Origin of the sequence: Paracoccus bogoriensis, from assembly GCF_019431455.1 — a bacterium.
Taxonomy (GTDB): domain Bacteria; phylum Pseudomonadota; class Alphaproteobacteria; order Rhodobacterales; family Rhodobacteraceae; genus Paracoccus; species Paracoccus bogoriensis.
Map to the genome: position 1 here is coordinate 44186 of NZ_JAHYSR010000016.1, position 19353 is coordinate 63538.

At 66.3% G+C, this 19353-nt stretch carries 23 protein-coding genes; 7 read left to right on the forward strand and 16 right to left on the reverse strand.

Annotated elements, in window-relative coordinates; genetic code table 11:
* Window positions 1–52 precede the first annotated feature (52 nt).
* From rpmE to KY389_RS09430, 8 genes are all read right to left on the reverse strand, one after another.
* Window positions 53–274 carry a 50S ribosomal protein L31 gene (gene rpmE / locus KY389_RS09395; protein WP_219830664.1) on the reverse strand — a complete coding sequence of 74 codons (222 nt, stop codon included), beginning with the start codon at window positions 272–274 and terminating at the stop codon, window positions 53–55.
* A 14-nt stretch (window positions 275–288) separates the two neighbouring features.
* On the reverse strand, window positions 289–672 hold the full coding sequence (rplS, locus tag KY389_RS09400) for a 50S ribosomal protein L19 (protein ID WP_219830665.1): 384 nt from the start codon (window positions 670–672) through the stop codon (window positions 289–291).
* Window positions 669–1535 (reverse strand): tRNA (guanosine(37)-N1)-methyltransferase TrmD, encoded by an 867-nt coding sequence (gene trmD / locus KY389_RS09405; protein ID WP_219830666.1) that lies wholly within the window; start codon window positions 1533–1535, stop codon window positions 669–671. The genes rplS and trmD overlap by 4 nt, the downstream gene beginning before the upstream one ends.
* Entirely contained in the window at window positions 1532–2044 is a 513-nt protein-coding gene (gene rimM / locus KY389_RS09410; protein ID WP_219830667.1) for a ribosome maturation factor RimM, read from the reverse strand. Before rimM ends, trmD begins: the two co-directional genes overlap by 4 nt.
* A gap of 63 nt (window positions 2045–2107) precedes the next feature.
* Entirely contained in the window at window positions 2108–2467 is a 360-nt protein-coding gene (gene rpsP / locus KY389_RS09415) for a 30S ribosomal protein S16 (protein ID WP_219830668.1), read from the reverse strand.
* A 37-nt stretch (window positions 2468–2504) separates the two neighbouring features.
* The gene (locus tag KY389_RS09420; protein WP_219830669.1) at window positions 2505–2801 is read right to left on the reverse strand and encodes a chorismate mutase; all 297 of its coding nucleotides are present in this window, start codon (window positions 2799–2801) and stop codon (window positions 2505–2507) included.
* A gap of 111 nt (window positions 2802–2912) precedes the next feature.
* Window positions 2913–4409 (reverse strand): signal recognition particle protein, encoded by a 1497-nt coding sequence (gene ffh / locus KY389_RS09425; RefSeq protein ID WP_219830670.1) that lies wholly within the window; start codon window positions 4407–4409, stop codon window positions 2913–2915.
* Between the two features lie 198 nt (window positions 4410–4607).
* A complete protein-coding gene (locus tag KY389_RS09430) occupies window positions 4608–5195 on the reverse strand; it encodes an FMN-dependent NADH-azoreductase (RefSeq protein ID WP_219830671.1) in 588 nt (195 codons plus the stop codon).
* Between the two features lie 110 nt (window positions 5196–5305).
* Here KY389_RS09430 and KY389_RS09435 point away from each other — a divergent pair, with 110 nt between their 5' ends.
* Entirely contained in the window at window positions 5306–6157 is an 852-nt protein-coding gene (locus tag KY389_RS09435) for a LysR family transcriptional regulator (protein ID WP_219830672.1), read from the forward strand.
* A gap of 108 nt (window positions 6158–6265) precedes the next feature.
* Window positions 6266–7036, forward strand: a complete 771-nt coding sequence (locus KY389_RS09440) for a division plane positioning ATPase MipZ (protein ID WP_219830673.1) — start codon at window positions 6266–6268, stop codon at window positions 7034–7036.
* Between the two features lie 104 nt (window positions 7037–7140).
* On the opposite strand, the gene KY389_RS09445 is transcribed toward KY389_RS09440, so the two are convergent.
* The 8 genes from KY389_RS09445 to KY389_RS09480 form a co-directional block, all read right to left on the reverse strand.
* Entirely contained in the window at window positions 7141–7401 is a 261-nt protein-coding gene (locus KY389_RS09445) for a hypothetical protein (RefSeq protein WP_219830674.1), read from the reverse strand.
* 172 nt (window positions 7402–7573) lie between these two features.
* On the reverse strand, window positions 7574–8884 hold the full coding sequence (locus KY389_RS09450; RefSeq protein ID WP_219830675.1) for a pyruvate dehydrogenase complex dihydrolipoamide acetyltransferase: 1311 nt from the start codon (window positions 8882–8884) through the stop codon (window positions 7574–7576).
* 12 nt (window positions 8885–8896) lie between these two features.
* Window positions 8897–10279 carry a pyruvate dehydrogenase complex E1 component subunit beta gene (locus KY389_RS09455; protein WP_219830676.1) on the reverse strand — a complete coding sequence of 461 codons (1383 nt, stop codon included), beginning with the start codon at window positions 10277–10279 and terminating at the stop codon, window positions 8897–8899.
* A 13-nt stretch (window positions 10280–10292) separates the two neighbouring features.
* A complete protein-coding gene (pdhA, locus tag KY389_RS09460) occupies window positions 10293–11327 on the reverse strand; it encodes a pyruvate dehydrogenase (acetyl-transferring) E1 component subunit alpha (protein WP_219830677.1) in 1035 nt (344 codons plus the stop codon).
* Between the two features lie 109 nt (window positions 11328–11436).
* Complete coding sequence (locus tag KY389_RS09465; protein WP_219830678.1) at window positions 11437–11730, reverse strand: FtsB family cell division protein; 294 nt, start codon at window positions 11728–11730, stop codon at window positions 11437–11439.
* 63 nt (window positions 11731–11793) lie between these two features.
* Entirely contained in the window at window positions 11794–12573 is a 780-nt protein-coding gene (locus tag KY389_RS09470) for a 23S rRNA (adenine(2030)-N(6))-methyltransferase RlmJ (protein ID WP_219830679.1), read from the reverse strand.
* A gap of 36 nt (window positions 12574–12609) precedes the next feature.
* Window positions 12610–12822, reverse strand: coding sequence for a hypervirulence associated TUDOR domain-containing protein (locus KY389_RS09475; protein WP_219830680.1), 213 nt, complete (start codon window positions 12820–12822; stop codon window positions 12610–12612).
* A 593-nt stretch (window positions 12823–13415) separates the two neighbouring features.
* Entirely contained in the window at window positions 13416–13643 is a 228-nt protein-coding gene (locus tag KY389_RS09480) for a DUF1127 domain-containing protein (protein ID WP_219830681.1), read from the reverse strand.
* A gap of 333 nt (window positions 13644–13976) precedes the next feature.
* Between KY389_RS09480 and KY389_RS09485 the strand changes: the two genes are divergently transcribed.
* The 5 genes from KY389_RS09485 to KY389_RS09505 all read left to right on the forward strand — a co-directional run bounded on the left by KY389_RS09485 (window position 13977) and on the right by KY389_RS09505 (window position 19325).
* Window positions 13977–15035: an Mrp/NBP35 family ATP-binding protein gene (locus KY389_RS09485; protein ID WP_219830682.1), complete on the forward strand. Its 1059-nt coding sequence runs from the start codon at window positions 13977–13979 to the stop codon at window positions 15033–15035.
* 634 nt (window positions 15036–15669) lie between these two features.
* Complete coding sequence (locus KY389_RS09490; RefSeq protein WP_219830683.1) at window positions 15670–16182, forward strand: division/cell wall cluster transcriptional repressor MraZ; 513 nt, start codon at window positions 15670–15672, stop codon at window positions 16180–16182.
* Window positions 16183–16186: 4 nt separating this feature from the next.
* Window positions 16187–17149, forward strand: a complete 963-nt coding sequence (gene rsmH / locus KY389_RS09495) for a 16S rRNA (cytosine(1402)-N(4))-methyltransferase RsmH (protein ID WP_219830684.1) — start codon at window positions 16187–16189, stop codon at window positions 17147–17149.
* Entirely contained in the window at window positions 17149–17496 is a 348-nt protein-coding gene (ftsL, locus tag KY389_RS09500) for a cell division protein FtsL (protein ID WP_219830685.1), read from the forward strand. Before rsmH ends, ftsL begins: the two co-directional genes overlap by 1 nt.
* Window positions 17493–19325 (forward strand): peptidoglycan D,D-transpeptidase FtsI family protein, encoded by a 1833-nt coding sequence (locus KY389_RS09505; RefSeq protein WP_219830686.1) that lies wholly within the window; start codon window positions 17493–17495, stop codon window positions 19323–19325. Before ftsL ends, KY389_RS09505 begins: the two co-directional genes overlap by 4 nt.
* Window positions 19326–19353 lie beyond the last annotated feature (28 nt).

Sequence of the window (19353 nt, forward strand, 5' to 3'; positions counted from 1 at the left end):
ACGCAAGACGCCGCCCCAAGGGGCGGCGCCGCGGAAGCCGTGAGGCGTCGGATCAGAAGCCGAGGCCCGCGTATTTCGACTTGAACTTGGACACGCGGCCACCGGTATCCATCAGGCGCGACGAGCCGCCGGTCCAGGCCGGGTGCGAGGTCGGATCAATGTCCAGCGACATCGTCTCGCCTTCCTTGCCCCAGGTCGAGCGGGTCTGATAGACCGTGCCGTCCGTCATCTTGACTTCGATCATGTGGTAATCGGGGTGAATGTCTTTTTTCATCGGATGACCTCGATTCAGGCTTGGTCGCCGGACAGGGGGCGATAGTTGCTCTTTTCGGCGATACGGGCCGACTTGCCGCGGCGGTCGCGCAGGTAATACAGCTTGGCGCGACGGACCTTGCCGCGACGCACGACCTCGATCGAATCGATGTTGGTCGAATAGAGCGGGAACACGCGCTCCACGCCTTCGCCGAAGCTGATCTTGCGGACCGTGAAGCTGGCGCCGATGCCGCTGCCGCCTTTGCGCGAGATGCAGACGCCTTCGTAGTTCTGCACGCGGGTCCGGGTGCCTTCGGTCACCTTGTAGCCGACGCGGATCGTGTCGCCGGCCTTGAAATCGGGGATGGTCTTGCCAAGCTCCTTGATCTGCTCGGCTTCGAGTTGTGCGATCAGGTTCATCGCCGGGGTTCCTCTTGATGCTCGCGGTGAGCCCGCGATTGGTCTGATGCGCCCGAGAGCTGTCGGTCCTTTGCCGGGTCCATACCGTCCTGGTATGCCCGCCACAGGTCGGGGCGGCGTTCCTTGGTCAGCCGTTCGGCCTCACTGGCCCGCCATGCAGCGATGGCCGCGTGATTTCCCGACAGCAGAACCGGCGGAATGTCGCGACCTTCCCAACGGGCGGGCTTCGTGAACTGGGGGGCTTCCAGAAGGCCCCTGTTGCCGATGGAAAAGGATTCCTCGGCCAGCGAATCCTGATTCCCCAGCACGCGCGGTATAAGTCGGACCGTCGCGTCGATCAAGACCTGAGCGGCGATCTCACCACCGGTCAGGATGTAATCGCCAATGCTGACCTCCTCGATGTCGTGGGCGTCCAGCACGCGCTGGTCGATCCCCTCGAACCGGCCGCAGATCAGCGTGACGCCCGGCCCTTGCGCCAGGGCGCGTGCGCGGGCCTGCGTCAAGGGCTTGCCGCGCGGCGACATGTAGATGACCGGCAGGCCGGGGCCCGCCTCGCGCAGCGCCGCGTCCAGCACGTCGGGGCGGATCACCATGCCCGCCCCGCCGCCCGCGGGCGTGTCATCCACATTGCGGTGCTTGCCGATCCCGAATTCGCGCAGGGGAATGGTCTCAAGGTTCCACAGACCCTGCGCCAGCGCCTTGCCGGTCAGCGACAGGCCCAGAATGCCGGGGAAGGCCTCGGGGAACAGGGTGATGATGCGGGCGGTCCAGGCGCCACGCACCTGCGGCTCGGCCATCAATTCGCGGGGGCGCAGACTGGGGCGGATCGTCAGCCGCCCGTGGGATTTCGGCGTCTCGGTCATTCTGGGCCGTCATCATCCGAGGCGCCGGGCGGATCGGCGACGATGCGGCCCGCCGCCAGATCGACCGTCGGCACGATGGCCCGCGTGAAGGGCAACAGCAGCACCTGCGCGCCGCCCACGATTTCCAGGATATCGCCTGCGCCGTGATCATAGATAGCGCGCACGCGGCCCAGGGGCGCGCCGCCGGTATCCACGACCTGAAGTCCGATCAGGTCGGCATGATAGAATTCGTCATCGGGCAGCGAGGGCAAGGCCGCGCGCGGGGCCCAGAGTGTCGTGCCCTTCAGCGCCTCGGCATCCTCGCGGCTGGCCACGCCGGACAGGCGCGCGCCAAGGCCGCCGGTGACGGGCCGCGTCAGGGTCACGGTGAAGCTGCGGCTGCCGTTCTCGGTCGTCAGCGGACCATAAGAGGCGATGTCAGAGGGTTCGGCGCAGAAACTTTTCAGGCGCACCTCGCCACGGACCCCGAAGGCCCCGGCGATCGCGCCGACGCAGATCTTGTCGCTCATGGCAGGGCGGTTCCCTTGGGGGGCGAAAAGGACGGCCCGGCGCGGGGCCGGGCCGTCACGGGATCATTCGGCGTCGGCGGTCGCCGCGGCGGCCTTCTTGGCGCGCTCTTCGGCGCGGGCCTTGGCTTTATTGCCGGGCTCGGCCTTCTTCATGTTCTTGCGCTCGGTCTTTTCGGTGACGCCGGCGGCTTCCAGGAAGCGGGCCACGCGGTCGGTCGGCTGCGCGCCTTCGCCCAGCCAGTATTTCACGCGCTCGACGTTCATCTTGACGCGGTCTTCGCTGTCTTTCGCCAGAAGCGGATTGTAGGTGCCCAGCTTCTCGATGAAACGGCCGTCGCGCGGCATACGCGAATCCGAGGCGACGATCGCGTAATGGGGACGTTTCTTGCTGCCACCACGGGCAAGGCGGATCTTCATGGCCATCGGTAGTCTCCTTTGAATGGCGGTCGGGCGAATGCCCTCAGGACTGGTATTGTTCGTGGTGCCGGATCACTTCGGCGATCACGAAGTTCAGGAATTTGCGCGCGAATTCCGGGTCTAGATCGGCCTCGCGCGCGAGGCGTTCCAGCCGTTCGATCTGGGCGGCTTCGCGCGCGGGATCGGACGGAGGAAGGTCGTGTTCGGCCTTGAGGCGGCCGACGGATTGGGTGTGCTTGAACCGCTCGGCCAGAGTATAGACGAGGATCGCGTCCAGCCGGTCGATGCTGGCGCGGTGTTCCTTGAGCAGGGTCGCGGCGCGGGTGGCTGTGTCCGTCACGCGATCTCTCCAAGCCGTTCATGTCGTCCAAGTCCCGCAGGAACGACTCGTGCATCGGTCGGGCGCGGCCCTCGCATGGGGCGGCATAAGGAAATCAGGGTCATGGGCGCGTCACTTCTTGCCGAACAATCCGCCGAGGCCGCCGGGTAGGCCCGCCCGGCCCAATTGCCCGCCAAGACCCTTGGGGTCGGCCAGCATCTTCTGCGCCTCGGCCATCTTGGCGGGGTCGAGATTGTCCAAGTCAGGCAGCCCGCCGCCCTTGCCGGTCATCGCGCGCATGGCCTGCTTCATCAGCCCGCCCTTGCCCATCTTGCCCAGCTTCTTCATCGTGTCGGCCATCTGCTTCTGCATCTTGAGAAGCTTGTTCAGGTCGGCCACCTCCAGCCCCGCGCCGGCCGCGATCCGCTTCTTGCGGCTGGCCTGAAGCATGTCGGGATTGGCGCGTTCCTTCTTGGTCATCGAATTGATCAGCGCGATCTGGCGGCGGATGACGCTGTCGTCATAGCCCGCGGCCTCGGCCTGTTTGGCCATCTTGGCCATGCCGGGCATCATTCCCATGACCGAGGACATCCCGCCCATCTTCTGCATCTGCTCAAGCTGGCCGCGCAGGTCGTTCATGTTGAACAGACCCTTCTGGAAGCGCTTCATCATGCGCTCGGCCTGTTCGACCTCCAGCACCTGCTGGGCCTTTTCGACCAGGGCCACAATATCGCCCATGCCAAGGATGCGGCCCGCGACGCGCTGCGCGTCGAAGGTTTCCAGCGCGTCCATCTTTTCGCCCAGACCCACGAAGCGGATCGGCTTGCCGGTGATGGCGCGCATCGACAAAGCCGCACCGCCGCGCCCGTCACCATCCATCCGGGTCAGAACGACGCCGGTGATGCCCACCTTGCCGTCGAATTCGGTCGCCACGTTCACGGCGTCCTGACCGGTCAGGCCATCGACGACCAGCAACGTCTCGCGTGGCTGGGCGATGTCACGGACCTGCTGGACCTCGGCCATCAGGGCCTCGTCGATGTGCAGGCGGCCGGCCGTGTCCAGAAGCACCACGTCATAGCCGCCAAGCCCGGCCTGGGTCTTGGCGCGCTGCGCGATCTGGGGCGCGGTCTGGCCCGGCAGGATGGGCAGCGTGTCCACCCCGATCTGCTGGCCCAGAATCGCAAGCTGGTCCATCGCCGCCGGGCGGTTCGTGTCCAGCGAGGCCATCAGGACGCGCTTCTTCTCGCGCTCTTTCAGGCGCAGGGCCAGTTTCGCGGTGGTGGTGGTCTTGCCCGAGCCCTGCAGGCCAACCATCAGGATCGTGGCGGGAGGGTTGTCGATCCGCAGCGCCTCGGGGGCGTCGTCGCCCTGCAAAACCTTGATCAGTTCGTCATGGACGATCTTGACGACCTGCTGGCCTGGCGTGATCGACCTGGTAACAGCCGCGCCCGTCGCCTTGGCCGTCACGGCCTTGACGAAGCTGCGCGCCACCGGCAGCGAGACATCCGCCTCGAGCAGGGCGACGCGCACCTCGCGCATGGCGGCGGTGACATCCTCCTCGGACAGCGCGCCCTGCTTGGTCAGCCGGTCGAAGACGCCGCCTAGACGGTCGGATAGGGTCTCGAACATGGCCGGGCCTCCTTCGGTCCAAAACGATATTGCCCCCGTGGGCGCGACGCGCTGACGGGGGGCGATCCCCGCCTTGCGCGGGGACCGGAAGGGCAGTCCTTCCGGGAATCCGTGTCCCCTTACGAAAAAACCCGGCCCGAGTCAACGCAAGGGCGTCGAACCGGGCCGGGTGCGTTTCGTGAGAGGGGTGGCCGGCGATCAGGCGGCGATCTGTTCCAGCGCCTCGGCGGCGCGGGCCATGCCGGCATCACGGTCGAGGGCCAGGCCGTCAGCGGGCACGAACGTCACGTCGGTGATGCCAAGGAAGCCCAGCATGTGGCGCAGATAGCCCGAAGCGTGGTCGTAATCCGAGCCGAACGGTGTGCCCGCGGCGGTATAGGCCACGAAGGCGCGCTTGTTCTTCAGCAGGCCCTCGGGGCCTTCGGCGGTGTAGCGAAAGCTGATCCCGGCGCGGGCGATCTGGTCCAGCCAGTTCTTGAGTTGCGCGGGTAGCGAGAAATTATAGACCGGCAAACCGATCACCAGCGTATCGGCGGCCTGCACTTCGGCCAGAAGCGCGTCCGAGGTGGCCACGATCGCCTGCTGTTCGGGGGTCGGGTTCTCGATGCCCACGCGGACGGCCTGGAACCAGGCGGTGTCAATGGCCGGCACGCCCTCGTTCAGGTCGCGATAGGTCACGGTCGCGCCGGGATTGGCCGCTTTCAGCCGCGCGACGATGTCGGCGGTCAGTTGGCGCGACACCGACGCATCGCCGGTAATCGCGCTGTCGAGGTGGAGGATATGCATGAAGGGCCTCGTCACTTTGCTGTCAGATGCTGCGTCGCGGCACATATGAGGCTATGAACCAGCGAACAGAAGTCGGATTATCGCGCAGGAACTGTGCAGGAGCGCACAATATGCGGATCGAGACTTGGGACGACATCCGGGTGGCCCTGGCCGTGGCGCGGGCGGGCACGGTCAGCGGCGCGGCGGCAGAACTCGGGGTTCATCATGCCACCGTGATCCGGCGGATCGACATGCTGGAAAAGGCGCTCAAGGCGCGGCTGTTCCAGCGTCATTCGCGCGGCTACACCCTGACCGAGGCCGGGCGCGTCATGCTGGCCGCCGCCGTGGCCGCCGATGAACGATTTTCCCAGATGGCCGCGCAGATCGCCGGATCGGTCCAGCGGATCGAGGGCGATCTTCTGGTCACGTCGCTGCCCGAACTGGCCGAGCGGATCATGCCGCGCCTGACCGATCTGATGCGCGCCCATCCCGATCTGCGGATCAGCTATGTCACCGATGTGCGGCTGTTCCGGCTGGATGTCGGCGAGGCGCATGTGGCGATCCGCGCGGGCGCCAGCCCGACCGAGCCCGATTACATCGTCCGGCCCCTGGGGCAGATGCAGCACGTCCTTTACGGCAGCCCCGAATACGTCGCCCACCACGGCACCACCGACGATCCGCGCGCGCATCGCTATGCGCTGCCGGGCGTTGAGGGTGCGGGGGCGCCCTTCATGCGCTGGCTGACGGCGCGGATCGGGCCCGAAAATATCGTGCTGACCAGCAATGACGGCGCCGCGCGCGAAGCGGTCATCCGCGCGGGGCTGGCCATCGGCGCGGTCGCGCCGGGCCAGGAACGGGGGCTGGTGCCGGTGATGAGCCACCCGGAATGGGTTTCGTCTCTATGGTTGGTCACGCATGTCGATCTGCACCGCACACCCAAGGTCCAGGCCGCGCTGACGGCGCTGCGCGGCGCCTTCGACTGAGGCCTGCGGCATTCGCGCCGCATTGGCCGCGCGGGATGCGCCAGACGGCTTTTCATCACCTCACGCGGTCGTTAGGGTCCGCTGCAGCAAGGGGACAAGAGGCGGCCTGTGGCGCATATCATCGTTGTCGGCAACGAAAAGGGGGGCTCGGGGAAGTCCACGACCTCGATGCATGTGGCGACGGCGCTGGCACGCATGGGCTACCGGGTGGGCGCGCTGGATCTGGACGTGCGCCAGCGCAGCTTTGCCCGATATCTGGAAAACCGCGCCGCCTTTGCCGCGCGCGAGGGGCTGCGCCTGCCCACCCCGGCCATCGGCACGATCGGTGGCGGCCCGGACCCGCTGACCCCGGCGCTGGAGGCGCTGGAGAAGGAATGCGACTTCATCCTGCTGGACTGCCCCGGCTCGCATACCAGGCTGAGCCAGATGGCGCATACGCTGGCCGACACGCTGATCACGCCGCTGAATGACAGTTTCATCGACTTCGACCTGCTGGCCCGCATGTCCCCCGAGGGTGAGATCCTGGGGCCGTCGATCTATTCCGAGATGGTCTGGAACGCGCGGCAATTGCGCGGGCAGGCGGGCGCGCGGCCCATCGACTGGCTGGTGCTGCGCAACCGGCTGGGCACGCAGCAGATGAACAACAAGCGCCGCGTCGGCGGCGCGCTGGCGCAGCTGTCGCGCCGGATCGGCTTTCGCGTCGCGCCCGGCTTTTCCGAACGCGTCATCTTCCGCGAATTGTTCCCGCGCGGTCTGACGCTGCTGGACCTGAAGGATATCGGCGTCGAAAGCCTGAGCATGTCGCATGTCGCCGCGCGCCAGGAATTACGCGACCTGATCAACGAATTGCGCCTGCCCGAGGTTACGGTCAGCTTCTAGCGCGCACCCCAAAAAACAATATGCAAGAGATCCCGCACTGCAAGGCAGGAGGCCGGCCTGTGATCGGCTGTCCGGGCGGCGTCGGGGGCGCCACGACAGGCGGATCAGAGCGCGGCGGGCGTGGTGACGGTGCCGCCGGCCTTGCGCGCCATGCCTTCCCGGCGGCAGATCGAGATGGCTTCCTCGCGGGTCATGCCCTCGGGGAAGGACACGGGCTCGTCCCACATCACGATCTGCGGCAGGTAGAGCTGGCACACGACCGGACCCCTATCGGAATTCACCGTGACGGGAGGACGCTCGAACTGGGTGGGCGAGCAGGCGCCGAGCAGAACGCTCAGGCCGAGAACGGGTGCAAACTTGTACATCATAACCTTGATAACCTTGGTCCATGTGAGGGCGATCAGGAAAGTCGTGGCCGATTCCGGCGTCCCGACGACAAGGTCACGAAACGGCCATCGGCGGCAAGCCCAGCCAGACTTGCCGCCGATGTCGAGAAGTGTCTGAATTGTCACAACTTATGCGGTAGTGCGCTGCCCATCATGCCAGCATCGCGACCGGATTTTCCAGATGTTTTACGATCGCATCAAGCAATTGCGCACCAAGCGCGCCGTCGATCACGCGGTGATCGACCGACAGGGTCATCGACATGACGGTGCGGATGACGACCTGCCCATTCTCGACCACAGGGGTCTGGATGCCCGCGCCGACCGCCAGGATCGCGCCATGCGGCGGATTGATGACGGCGTCGAAATTCTCGATCCCGAACATGCCCAGGTTGCTGATTGCGAAGCTGCCGCCCTGGTATTCGTGGGGGGCAAGCTTCTTCGATCTGGCGCGCTGGGCCAGATCCTTCATCTCGCCCGACAGGGCCGAGAGCGATTTCGATTCGGCGTCCTTCAGGACCGGCGTGAAGAGCCCGCCCTCGATCGCGACGGCCACCGCCACATCCGAGGGCTTCAGCTTGAGGATGCGGTCGCCTGCCCAGACGGCATTGGCGTCCGGCACCTCTTGCAGCGCCAGCGCGCAGGCCTTGATGATGAAGTCGTTGACCGACAGCTTGACGCCGCGGGATTCGAGCTTCCTGTTCAGGGTCGCGCGGAACTCCATCAGCTCGTCCAGCTTGGCCGAGCGGCGCAGGTAGAAATGCGGGATCGTCTGCTTGGCTTCGCCCAGACGGGCGGCAATGGTGCGGCGCATCCCGTCCAGCGCGACCTCGGTCGTCTCGCGGTCGGCATAGATCTTGAGGATCGCGTCGGCCGAGGGGCCCTTGGGCGCCGGGGCGGCAGGGGCGGGGGCCGCCTGTGCGGCGGGGGGGGCCGCAGCGGGGGCGGGGGCAGCGCCGGGTTTGGCGCTTTCGACATCGGCCTTGACGATCCGGCCGCGCGGGCCAGAGCCCTTGATCTGCGACAGGTCCAGCCCCTTGTCGGCGGCGATGCGGCGGGCCAGGGGCGAGGCGAAGATGCGCCCGCCCTGATCGGCCTTGCCCTTGTCGCCGCCGGCGACCGGCGCGCCGATCGGGCCGCCATAGCCCTTTTCGGCGGGGGCGGGTTCGGCATCGGCGGCAAGTGCCGGGGCCTCGGCCACCTTGATGTCGCCCGCCGTTTCACCCTCGTCCAGGAGCACCGCGATGGGAGTGTTCACCTTCACCCCGGCGCTGCCCTCGGCGATCAGGATCTTGCCGATCCGGCCTTCATCGACGGCCTCGAATTCCATCGTGGCCTTGTCGGTCTCGATCTCGGCGATGATGTCGCCGGATTTCACCTCGTCGCCTTCCTTGACCAGCCATTTGGCCAGGGTGCCTTCCTCCATCGTGGGGGACAGCGCGGGCATCAGGATTTCCGTGGGCATCGCGTGGCTCCCTTAGCGGTAGGTGACTTTTTTCACCGCCTCGACCACTTCGGCCGGGGTGATGAGGGCGTGCTTTTCCAGATTGGCCGCATAGGGCATCGGCACGTCCTTGCCGGTGCAGTTGATGACGGGCGCATCCAGATAATCGAAGGCGTTTTCCATCACATAGGCCGAGATGTGGTTCCCGATCGAGGCGACGGGGAAGCCCTCTTCCACGGTCACGAGACGGTTGGTCTTTTTCACCGAGGCGATGATCGAGCCGTAATCCAGCGGGCGCAGGGTGCGCAGGTCGATCACCTCGGCCTCGATCCCCTCGGCGGCCAGTTTGTCGGCGGCTTCCAGCGCATGGGCCATGCCGATGCCGAAGCTGACGATGGTCACGTCGCTGCCCGCACGGGCGATGCGCGCCTTGCCGAAGGGGATGGTGAAGTCGGGCAGGTCCGGCACCTCGAACGAGCGGCCATAAAGGATCTCGTTTTCGAGAAACACGACCGGGTTCGGGTCGCGGATCGCCTGCTTCATCAGACCTTTGGCGTCGGCGGCGCTGTAGGGCATCACGACCTTGAGTCCGGGGATCTGCGCATACCAGGCGGCGTAATCCTGGCTGTGCTGGGCGGCCACGCGGGCGGCGGCGCCGTTCGGGCCGCGGAACACGATCGGGCAGCCCATCTGGCCGCCGGACATATACAGCGTCTTGGCGGCCGAGTTGATGATATGGTCGATGGCCTGCATGGCGAAGTTGAAGGTCATGAACTCGACGATGGGGCGCAGACCGGCCAGCGCGGCGCCGGTGCCGATGCCCGCAAAGCCGATCTCGGAGATGGGCGTGTCCACGACGCGGCGGGGGCCGAACCTGTCCAGCAGGCCCTGGCTGACCTTGTAGGCGCCCTGATATTCGCCGACTTCCTCGCCCATCAGGAACACGGTCTCGTCGCGCTCCATCTCTTCGGCCATGGCCTCGCGCAGGGCTTCCCGCACGGTCATGGTCTTCATCTTCGTGCCCTCGGGCCAGTCGGGGCTGTGATCGGGTTCGGGGGTCTTGACCTGCTCGACGGCCGAGGCGCCGGGTTGATCGTCGGCCTTGGCCTCTTCGTCGCTGGATCTTGCCTGCGCGGGGGCAGAGGCAGGGGCCTTGATGTCCTCGGCGCTTTCGCCTTCCTCGACCAGCACGGCGATGGGGGTGTTCACGGCTACGCCCTGTGTGCCTTCGGCGATCAGGATCTTGCCCAGGATGCCCTCATCCACGGCCTCGAATTCCATCGTGGCCTTGTCGGTCTCGATCTCGGCGATGATGTCGCCGGCTTTCACGACATCGCCTTCCTTTTTCAGCCATTTCGCCAGAGTTCCCTCTTCCATGGTCGGAGACAGGGCGGGCATCAGAATTTCGGTTGCCATCTTGCGTCCCCCCTCAGGCGTTCTGTTCGGCGCTGCCCTGCGGCAGGTCGTCGGCGTAGATGTCGGTCCAGAGCTCGTCCAGCGACGGTTCCGGGCTTTCCTTGGCGAATTCGGCGGAATCGTTGACGATGTCCTTGATTTCCTTGTCGATCGCCTTCAGCTCGTCCTCGGTCGCGTGGCCGCCGGTCAGCAGCAGGTCGCGCACGTTCTCGATGGCATCGCGTTCGTCGCGCATCTTCTGCACTTCCTCGCGCGAGCGATACTTGGCCGGGTCCGACATGGAATGGCCGCGATAGCGGTAGGTCATGACCTCGAGGATGTAGGGGCCCTTGCCCGCACGGCAATGTGCCACGGCCTTTTCGCCCGCCGCCTTGACCGCCAGAACATCCATGCCATCAACCTGTTCGCCGGGAATGCCGAAAGCCTCGCCCCGACCGAACAGCGTCGTCGATTTCGTCGAGCGCCTGACCGAGGTGCCCATGGCATACTGGTTGTTCTCGATCACGAAGATCACCGGCAGATCCCAGAGTTCCGCCATGTTGTAGGTCTCGTAAACCTGGCCCTGGTTCGCGGCGCCGTCGCCGAAATAGGTGAAGGTGACGTTGTCGTTGCCCAGATACTTGTCGGCAAAGGCAAGGCCCGCGCCAAGCGGCACCTGCGCCGCCACGATGCCGTGGCCACCATAGAAATGCTTTTCGCGGCTGAACATGTGCATCGAGCCGCCCTTGCCCTTGGAATAGCCGCCCTCGCGCCCGGTCAGTTCGGCCATGACGCCGCGCGGGGTCATGCCGCAGGCCAGCATGTGCCCGTGGTCGCGATAGCTGGTGATGCGTTTGTCGCCTTCCTTGGCGCAGGCTTCCAGCCCGACCACGACGGCCTCTTGCCCGATATAGAGATGGCAGAAGCCGCCGATCAGACCCATGCCATAAAGCTGGCCGGCCTTTTCCTCGAATCGGCGGATCAGCAGCATGTCGCGGTAGTATTTGAGCAACTCTTCCTTCGATACGTTTGAAGGCGCCTCTCTGGCGGGGCTGGGTTTCCGGGCCATGCGGCACATCCTCCTGAGGCTGTGGTCGGAATAGTTCAGCGTTAAACTATCCGTAGCGCATCGCCTTGGCCCGCGCAATGCCAGAGGCCGGACCCACCGGTGGCGAGAATCAGCGCAGGATCACCTCGTCCGCGCGGATCACGCCCAGCACGTCGCGGGCGCGTTCGTCCAGAAGGTCAAGATCGAGATATTCGTTCGACAGGCGGCGGGTCAGGTTCTGCATTTGCGAGACCTCGGCCCGCAGGGCATCGCGCTGTGCCTCCAGTTCGGCCATTTCGGCTTCGATCTGGATGCGACGCAACAGCCCTGACGGGCCCTGCACCGCCGCAAAGGCGAAATAGAGGCCGAGCGCCGCCGTCAGCACGATAAAGACGGTGGTGCCGATCGAGAGGCGTTGGGTCATGGGCGTCGTCCTGATGAGGCCGATCCGACTATGCCACAGCGCAACCGGGCGGGGAATCCCCGGTCAGAGCCGCGCGGCGAAAATCGCCGAGAGGCGCGCGGCCTCGTCCTCCAGCCCGAAGGGCGGGTTCAGCACGAACATGCCCGACCCGATCATCCCGTGGCCGGGCCGCAGGGCCGGAAAGCCCAGTTCCGAGACCAGCGCGCCGGGATGGTCGGCGGTCAGCGCCCGGATCATCGGGCGGTGGCGCTGGTCGGCCAGGATTGGATACCAGAGCGCGATGACGCCGACATTCCATTTGCGCGCGATCTGCCCGACATGGCGGGGGATGGTGGCATAGTCGGTCTTGACCTCGTAGCTGGGGTCGATCAGCAGCATTCCGCGCCGGGGCGTGGGTGGACAGACGGCCTGCGCCATGGCGAACCCGTCCTGACGGTAGAGGCTGGCCCATCCCGCGACCTGGCGCAGGGCCTCGTGTTCGGCGGGGTGCAGTTCGGCCAGATGGGTGCGGTCTTCCGGGCGCAGGAAATGCGCCGCGATCAGCGGCGATCCGGGATAGGCGCGCGGCCCCCGGCTGGCGCGGATCGCCGTCAGCGCCGTCATCAGCGGATGGGTTTCGGGCAGCCACCTTTCGGACAGGGCGCGGTCGATGCCGGCCTTTGCCTCGCCGGTGCGCTGCGCCTCGGGGCTGTCCAGCCGATAGAGGCCGCGCCCGGCATGGGTTTCCAGATAGCTGAGGGGCTTGTCCTTGCGCGTCAGGTAATCCAGCGCGGTGGCCAGCAGCGCGTGTTTGTGCAGGTCGGCCAGGTTCCCGGCGTGATAGGCGTGCTGATAGCTGAGCATGGCACCCTGTAGCGCGTCGCGGGCGGGCCGGAAAGCCTAATCGGCGCGGCTTAGCTCCGACCGGGACTTGAGCACCTCGCCCCCGTCATCCTGCCGGATCAGATAGGCAGGATCGTCGGCGCTGGCCTTGCGGCTGACGCTGCTGCCCTTGATCGTGCGGGTGACATCCTTGCGGAAGATCTGGGCGATCTTGCCGCGTCCCTTGCCGTTGCCCCAGTTCCATTCGACGGTCGTTCCCACGCGCAGCATGATGCCTCCGGCCTGTTCAGCAGGGACAATGCATGTCGGCGGTCGCGGGTTTCCCGAAGAGGACGCGGCGGCACCCAGGGAGGAGGTGGGGTGCCGCCGCTGAACGCCGGCCCAGGGAGGAGGGAGGGGCCGCGTTTGGGGTGCGGTCAGGCCAGGGAGGAGGAGGGCCAGGACCGCGCGCGCAGAGGGTTCGGGAGGAGGGAGGAGGGAACCCCCGCGCATCGGTTTGCCGCAGATGGGGCGGCTATGAGGGGGGCGACGATCCAGGGAGGAGGAAGGATCGCCGCCGAACGCTGGCCCAGGGAGGAGGGAGGGCCGCGCAGAGGTGCGGTTCCGGCCAGGGAGGAGGAGAGGCCAAAACCGCGCGCCGAAGATCAGGGAGGAGGAGGGCCTCGGCGCATCCGGATGCCGCAAATGGGGCGGCTATGTTCTTTTGCGGCGACCCCGTGGGGAGGAGATCAGGGGCCGCCGCCTGACGCCAGAACCCGAGGGAGGAAGATCGGTTCCAGCGCTGTCCAGGGGCGGCATCCCGGGGAGGAGGAGAGGGATGCCGCCAGTCCGCCCAGGGAGGAGGAGGGGCGGAAAGGGAATTCTTACTTCGCGTCGCCCCAGGCCGCTTCGTGGGCCAGACGGGTGATCATCGAGCGGCTGATGCCCAGATCGTCCAGATCACGGGTCGTCAGGGCGTTGAGTTCGCGGACCGTCTGCCGGTAAACGGCGCGACGGGCGCGGGTTTCCTGCATGCGCTGGATCGCGGTCAGCAGGCGGGCCCGCAGGCCAGAAGCGGCGGCGGTTTGTTGAGCCTGGGCGATAACAGCCATTTTCGTTTCCTTTCGCGTCGTCTGCGCCGGTCCCGGATTGGCCCGGCGCCTTTCTTGAACCCAAGATGCCCATTTTGCTGCGTCTGCACAATGGACGGTTTGCGAATGCTGCCATGCGGCAAATGCATGACTTGGACTGACCTAATACCGTTTTTCGCTCTGAAAGCATGACATAAAATTGAAGCAACACATTCGTTAACGGTAACGCTGCGTGGGCGAAAACCCAAGGATTGAAGGCGTTTGCAGGGGTGTTTGACAGCATGTCGCAGGGGGCATTGAGGCTGGCGCGGGCTTGGGTCATGCTGTGATCTCCATCCATCACGGAACCGTCACATGTCGATCACGCGCGAAATTGTCCTTGGGGAAATCGCAGACATCGCTCTGCCGCAGGGTGGGGTGCTGGGTCAGGCCGATATCCTGCGAGCCCTGACCATCGAAGACGGGCTGATCCGATTCGTTCTGGAGGTTCCGGATGCCGCGGCCGCTCGCGCTCTTGCGGGGGTCGAGGCCGAAGCCCGTGCGCGACTGTTGCGTCTGCCGGGCATCCGTCAGGTGCAGATCGTGACGACAGCGCCCGCCGCGCCTGCGCCGTCATTGAAGCTGGGGGGGCATCCGCGCCCCCAGGCAGGTCCGCAGGCAATCCCGGGCGTTCGGCATATCCTGGCCATCGGCTCGGGCAAGGGCGGGGTGGGCAAGTCCACGGTTTCGTCGAATCTTGCGGTGGCACTGGCCAGGGCCGGACGCCGGGTCGGGCTGCTGGATGCGGATATCTACGGTCCTTCGCAGCCGCGCATGATGGGGGTGACGGGCCGGCCCGCCAGCCCGGACGGCCAGCGGATCGAGCCCCTGCGCGCCCATGGGGTTACGCTCATGTCCATTGGCCTGATGCTGAAAGAGGGTGAGGCTGTCGTCTGGCGCGGTCCGATGCTGATGGGCGCCATGCAGCAGATGTTGCAGCAGGTCAACTGGGGCGAACTGGACGTGCTGCTGATCGACCTGCCGCCGGGCACGGGCGATGTGCAGTTGTCGCTGTGCCAGAAGGCGCCGGTGACGGGCGCGATCATCGTTTCGACCCCGCAGGATGTGGCGCTTCTGGACGCGCGGCGTGCCATCGACATGTTCGGAAAGCTCAAGACCCCGGTTCTGGGCCTCGTCGAGAACATGTCCAGCTATGTCTGTCCGAAATGCGGCCACGAGGCGCATATCTTCGGCCATGGCGGCGTCGCCGCCGAAGCGGAGGCTTTGGGCCTGCCCTTTCTCGGCGCGCTGCCGCTGGAACTTGAGGTGCGGCTTGCAGGGGACAACGGCACGCCGATCGCCTTGGGCGAGGGCGTGGCGGCGGCAGCCTTTGCGCGGTTGGCAGACCGGCTGGTCGCGGGCGGGATGGCCTGAGAACCCGAGTCAGGGCGGGAATATCCGGGAATGGCGGAAAAACATGGGGAATAGCGGGCGTTCACGCTCTCGATGGCGTGATTCGCCGTGATCTTTGTCGTGAGCCTTGCGAATCTTTCTGAGCGGAAAGGCGCTCAATCTTCTTGACCTTGCCAAAAGCGTGGCGCGTCTGCATCAGTGACGCTGGATGGTTTCGCCCTGCCAGATGCCCTGTATCTGGTGTCTTCGGGGGATCGCGCCGCTAGAAATTGATCCGTTTGACGCATCGTCCTGCCAAAGATCAGTCCGGTGACGAAGCGACGCGGAAAGCGCGGCTCATCCAGAGGGCGAAGAAACCCGTTGCTTCCCATGAAATCCCATGTCACAACGAGATCACGAAAACGGGCAGTGACCAACGAGGCGGAAGACCTCGGCATGGCAAAGCAGACTTCATACAGGCATCCGTTTTCCAACATAGATCCGCCCGCGCGTGCGAGCAGCACCTCCCCCAGGGTGGCGCGCGTCAGGGTGGGCGACCAACCCCGCAAAGGGGCCCGGTAACGGGAACGAGGGCGGCGGATCGGGCAGTGGCAGCGGCCCGATCCGCCCTTTCTCTTTCGGGGTGCGAAAGAGCGGACAGCAAGGGGCGGCCAGGGTGGCGCGGAAGTTCAGGGGCACCGAACATGTCAAGGTCGATGGCAAGGGTCGCATGTCGATTCCCGCCCGCCTGCGGCGCGTGTTCGATGCGGGTGATCCTGGCTTTGCGGCCTCGGCCACCGGGCGCACCCAGCTTGTCGCCGTCTATGGCCCCGAATGGTGGAACTGGATCGAGCTTTATTCCATCGAGGCGATAGAGGCCATCGACGAACAGATCGACCGCCTGCCGCGTGGCAGCCAGGAACGCCGCTGGCTTGAACTGCTGATGAACGGCCAGTCCACCGATCTGGAGATCGACCGCGAGGGGCGTCTGGTCCTGCCGCTGAAACTGCGCGAAAAACTGGGTTTCACCGAAGGAACCGAGACTGTTTTCGAATCGCGCGGCGACTATGTGCAGGTCTATCACCCCGACGAGCGTCCCAAGGACGTGCAGGCGCTGGAAGCCTTTGCCGAAAGTCACGGCCCGGAATTCGACCCGCGCGTCTTCCTGCAGCAAGCCGACAAGGGGTAAGCCCATGGCCGATCCCCATATCCCCGTCCTGCTGAAGCCGCTTCTCAGGGCGGTGGCGCCCGTCTCGGGGGTCTGGGCCGATGGCACCTTTGGCGCTGGCGGCTATGCGCGCGGCCTGCTTCAGGCGGGCGCGGCGCGCGTCATCGGCATCGACCGCGACCCGTCGGTCTTTGCGATGGCGGCGGATTGGGCTTCGCCGCTAGGCGAAAGGCTGCGTCTGGTCGAGGGCACGTTTTCCGATCTGGACATCCTTGCGGCCGAGCCGCTGGACGGCGTGGTCCTGGATCTGGGCGTCAGTTCGATGCAGCTTGATCAGGCCGAGCGCGGCTTTTCCTTCCTGCGCGACGGGCCGCTGGACATGCGGATGGGGGGCGAGATCCCCTCGGCCGCGGATCTGCTGAACAGCGCCGAGGAATCGGTGATCGCGGATGTGCTTTATCATTACGGCGAGGAGCGCGCCGCGCGCCGCATCGCGCGCGCCATCGTGGCGGCGCGGCCTCTGAGCCGCACCGGCGAACTGGCCGAGATCGTGGCGGGCTGCCTGCCACGGCCCAAGCCGGGCCAGAGCCATCCCGCCACCCGTAGCTTTCAGGCGATCCGCATCTGGGTGAATGATGAATTCGGCCAGCTTGTCGCGGGCCTCTCGGCCGCCGAACGCGCGCTGCGCCCGGGCGGCAAGCTGGCCGTGGTCAGCTTCCATTCGCTGGAGGACCGGATCGTCAAGCGCTTCATGCAGGCGCGGGCCGATACGGGCGGGGGCGGCAACCGCTATGCGCCGGTCCAGGCCGCGCAGGAGGCGGCCTTTACGCTGCCCTTCCGCCGCGCCATCGGCCCCGACGACGATGAGCTGGCCGTCAATCCCCGCGCCCGCTCGGCCCTGTTGCGGGTGGCGGTGCGGACCGATGCGCCCGCAGGCAGCGTCGATGCCCGCGCGCTGGCCATGCCCAGCCTGCCGGGGAGGCGCTGATGCGGTCCCTGACCTATCTGGCCTGCGTGCTGGTGGTGATGGGCCTCGCCTTCTGGGCCTATCGCGAGAATTACTCGACCCAGGCCGCCATGGCCGAGATGCAGCAGGTCCGCCGCGAGATCGCGCAGCTGCGCGACGAGCTGGGCATCCTGCGCGCGGAATGGGCCTATCTGAACCGGCCCGAACGGCTGCGCGAACTGGTCGATCTGAATTTCGAGCGGCTGCCCTTGCTGCCGATCGAATCGGGGCAGATGCTGGATCTGGGTCACATCGACTATCCCAAGCCCCCGCCCCCGCCCGAAGTCGCAGCCCAGGACGAAGATTCCGCCACGGAGCTCCAGCCATGATCCGCACGCCCTTGCGCCCCCTGGCCCGCATTCTTCGCGCGCGTGAGCGCGGCGAGAATCCTGATGACATCGAGGCCGAGAACCGCCGCCGCCGTCACGAGGAGATCGAGGCCCGCGCCCATCGCCGCGCCGAAGGGCGGCTGGTGCTGATGGCGGGCCTGTTCGCGATGGCATTCGCCACGGTCGGCGTGCGAATGGGCGCGCTGGCCGCAAGCGAGCCGGCCGAGCCGGGCGCGCAGGTTCTGTCGGCGCAGATCATGTCGCAGCGTGCCGACATCACCGACCGGCGGGGCCGGGTGCTGGCCACGAATCTGCTGACCCATTCGGTCTATGCCCATCCTCATCAGATGGTCGATCCGGTCGGCGCGGCGCGCGGGCTCAAGCGCATCTTTCCTGACCTGGACGAAGAGAGGCTGATCCGCGACTTTACCGGCGACCGGCGCTTCATGTGGATCAAGCGCAAGATCAGTCCCGAACAGATGCAGGCCGTCCATGATCTGGGCGAGCCAGGCTTGCTGTTCGGCCCGCGCGAGATGCGTGTCTATCCCAATGGGGATGTGGCCGCGCATATCCTGGGCGGGTCCGGTTTCGGCAATGAGGGCGTCAACAGCGCCGAGGTGATCGGCATCGCGGGCGTCGAGAAGGCCTTTGACGCCTGGCTGCGCGACCCGGCCAACGAGGGCGCGCCCCTTGCCCTGTCCATCGACCTGACCGTGCAGCAGGCGATGGAAGACGTGCTGGCGACAGGGATGCGCGTGATGAACGCCGTCGGCGCGACCGGCATCCTGATGGAGGTCAGAACCGGCGAGATCATCGCCATGGCCAGCCTGCCCGATTTCGACCCCAATGACCGCCCGCGTCCGCTGCTGACCGGAGAGCCTTCGGATAGCCCGCTCTTCAACCGCGCCGTGCAGGGGCAATACGAGCTGGGCTCGACCTTCAAGATCTTTCCGGTCGCGCAGGCGCTGGATCTGGGCCTTGTGAACCCCTCGACCGGAATCAGCGCCGCCGCGCCCATGCGGATCGGGCGATTCCTGATCAACGATTTCCACAATTATGGCCGCGAACTCAGCGTGACGGACGTGATCGTGAAGTCGTCGAACGTGGCCACGGTGCGGATCGCCCAGATGATCGGGGTCGAGCGTCAGCGCGACTTCCTGCGCAAGTTGGGCCTGTTCGAGCCGACCAGCGTCGAGATGGTCGAGGCGCCGACGGGCCAGCCGCTGGTCCCGCAACGCTGGCCTGCTGTGACGGCGGCGACGGTCAGCTTCGGGCACGGCCTTGCTGCCAGCCCTCTGCACCTGGCCGCCGCCTATGGCACGATCGCCAATGGCGGCAAGCGTGTCACGCCCACCCTGATCCATGGCCGCCAGCGCCCCGAGGGCGAACAGATCCTGTCGCCGCGCGCCGCCGCAATGGCTGTCGATATGCTGCGCCAGGTCGTCACCCGCGGCACGGCGCGCGGCGCCGAGGTTCCAGGCTACGAGGTCGCGGGCAAGACCGGCACCGCCGACAAGCCCCGCGCGACGGGCGGTTATTACAAGAACAAGGTCATCGCGACCTTTGCGGCGGTCTTTCCGGCCTCGGACCCGAAATATGTGCTGATCGTGGCGCTGGACGAGCCCTCGACCCGCAATGCCAACGGCATCGAGACACGCACGGCGGGCACGACCGCCGTTCCGGTCGCCGCCGAGGTGATCCGCCGCATCGGCCCCCTGCTGGGGCTGGAGCCGAAAACCGACGAAAAGCTGCCGACGATCGCGCCCCGCTTCGCGCCGCGTGTTGAACCCGGCGAAGAGGCTGGGGTAAGGCTCGTCGCAAATCAATGACGGGTGTTTCGGTGACTGAAGGCAAGGT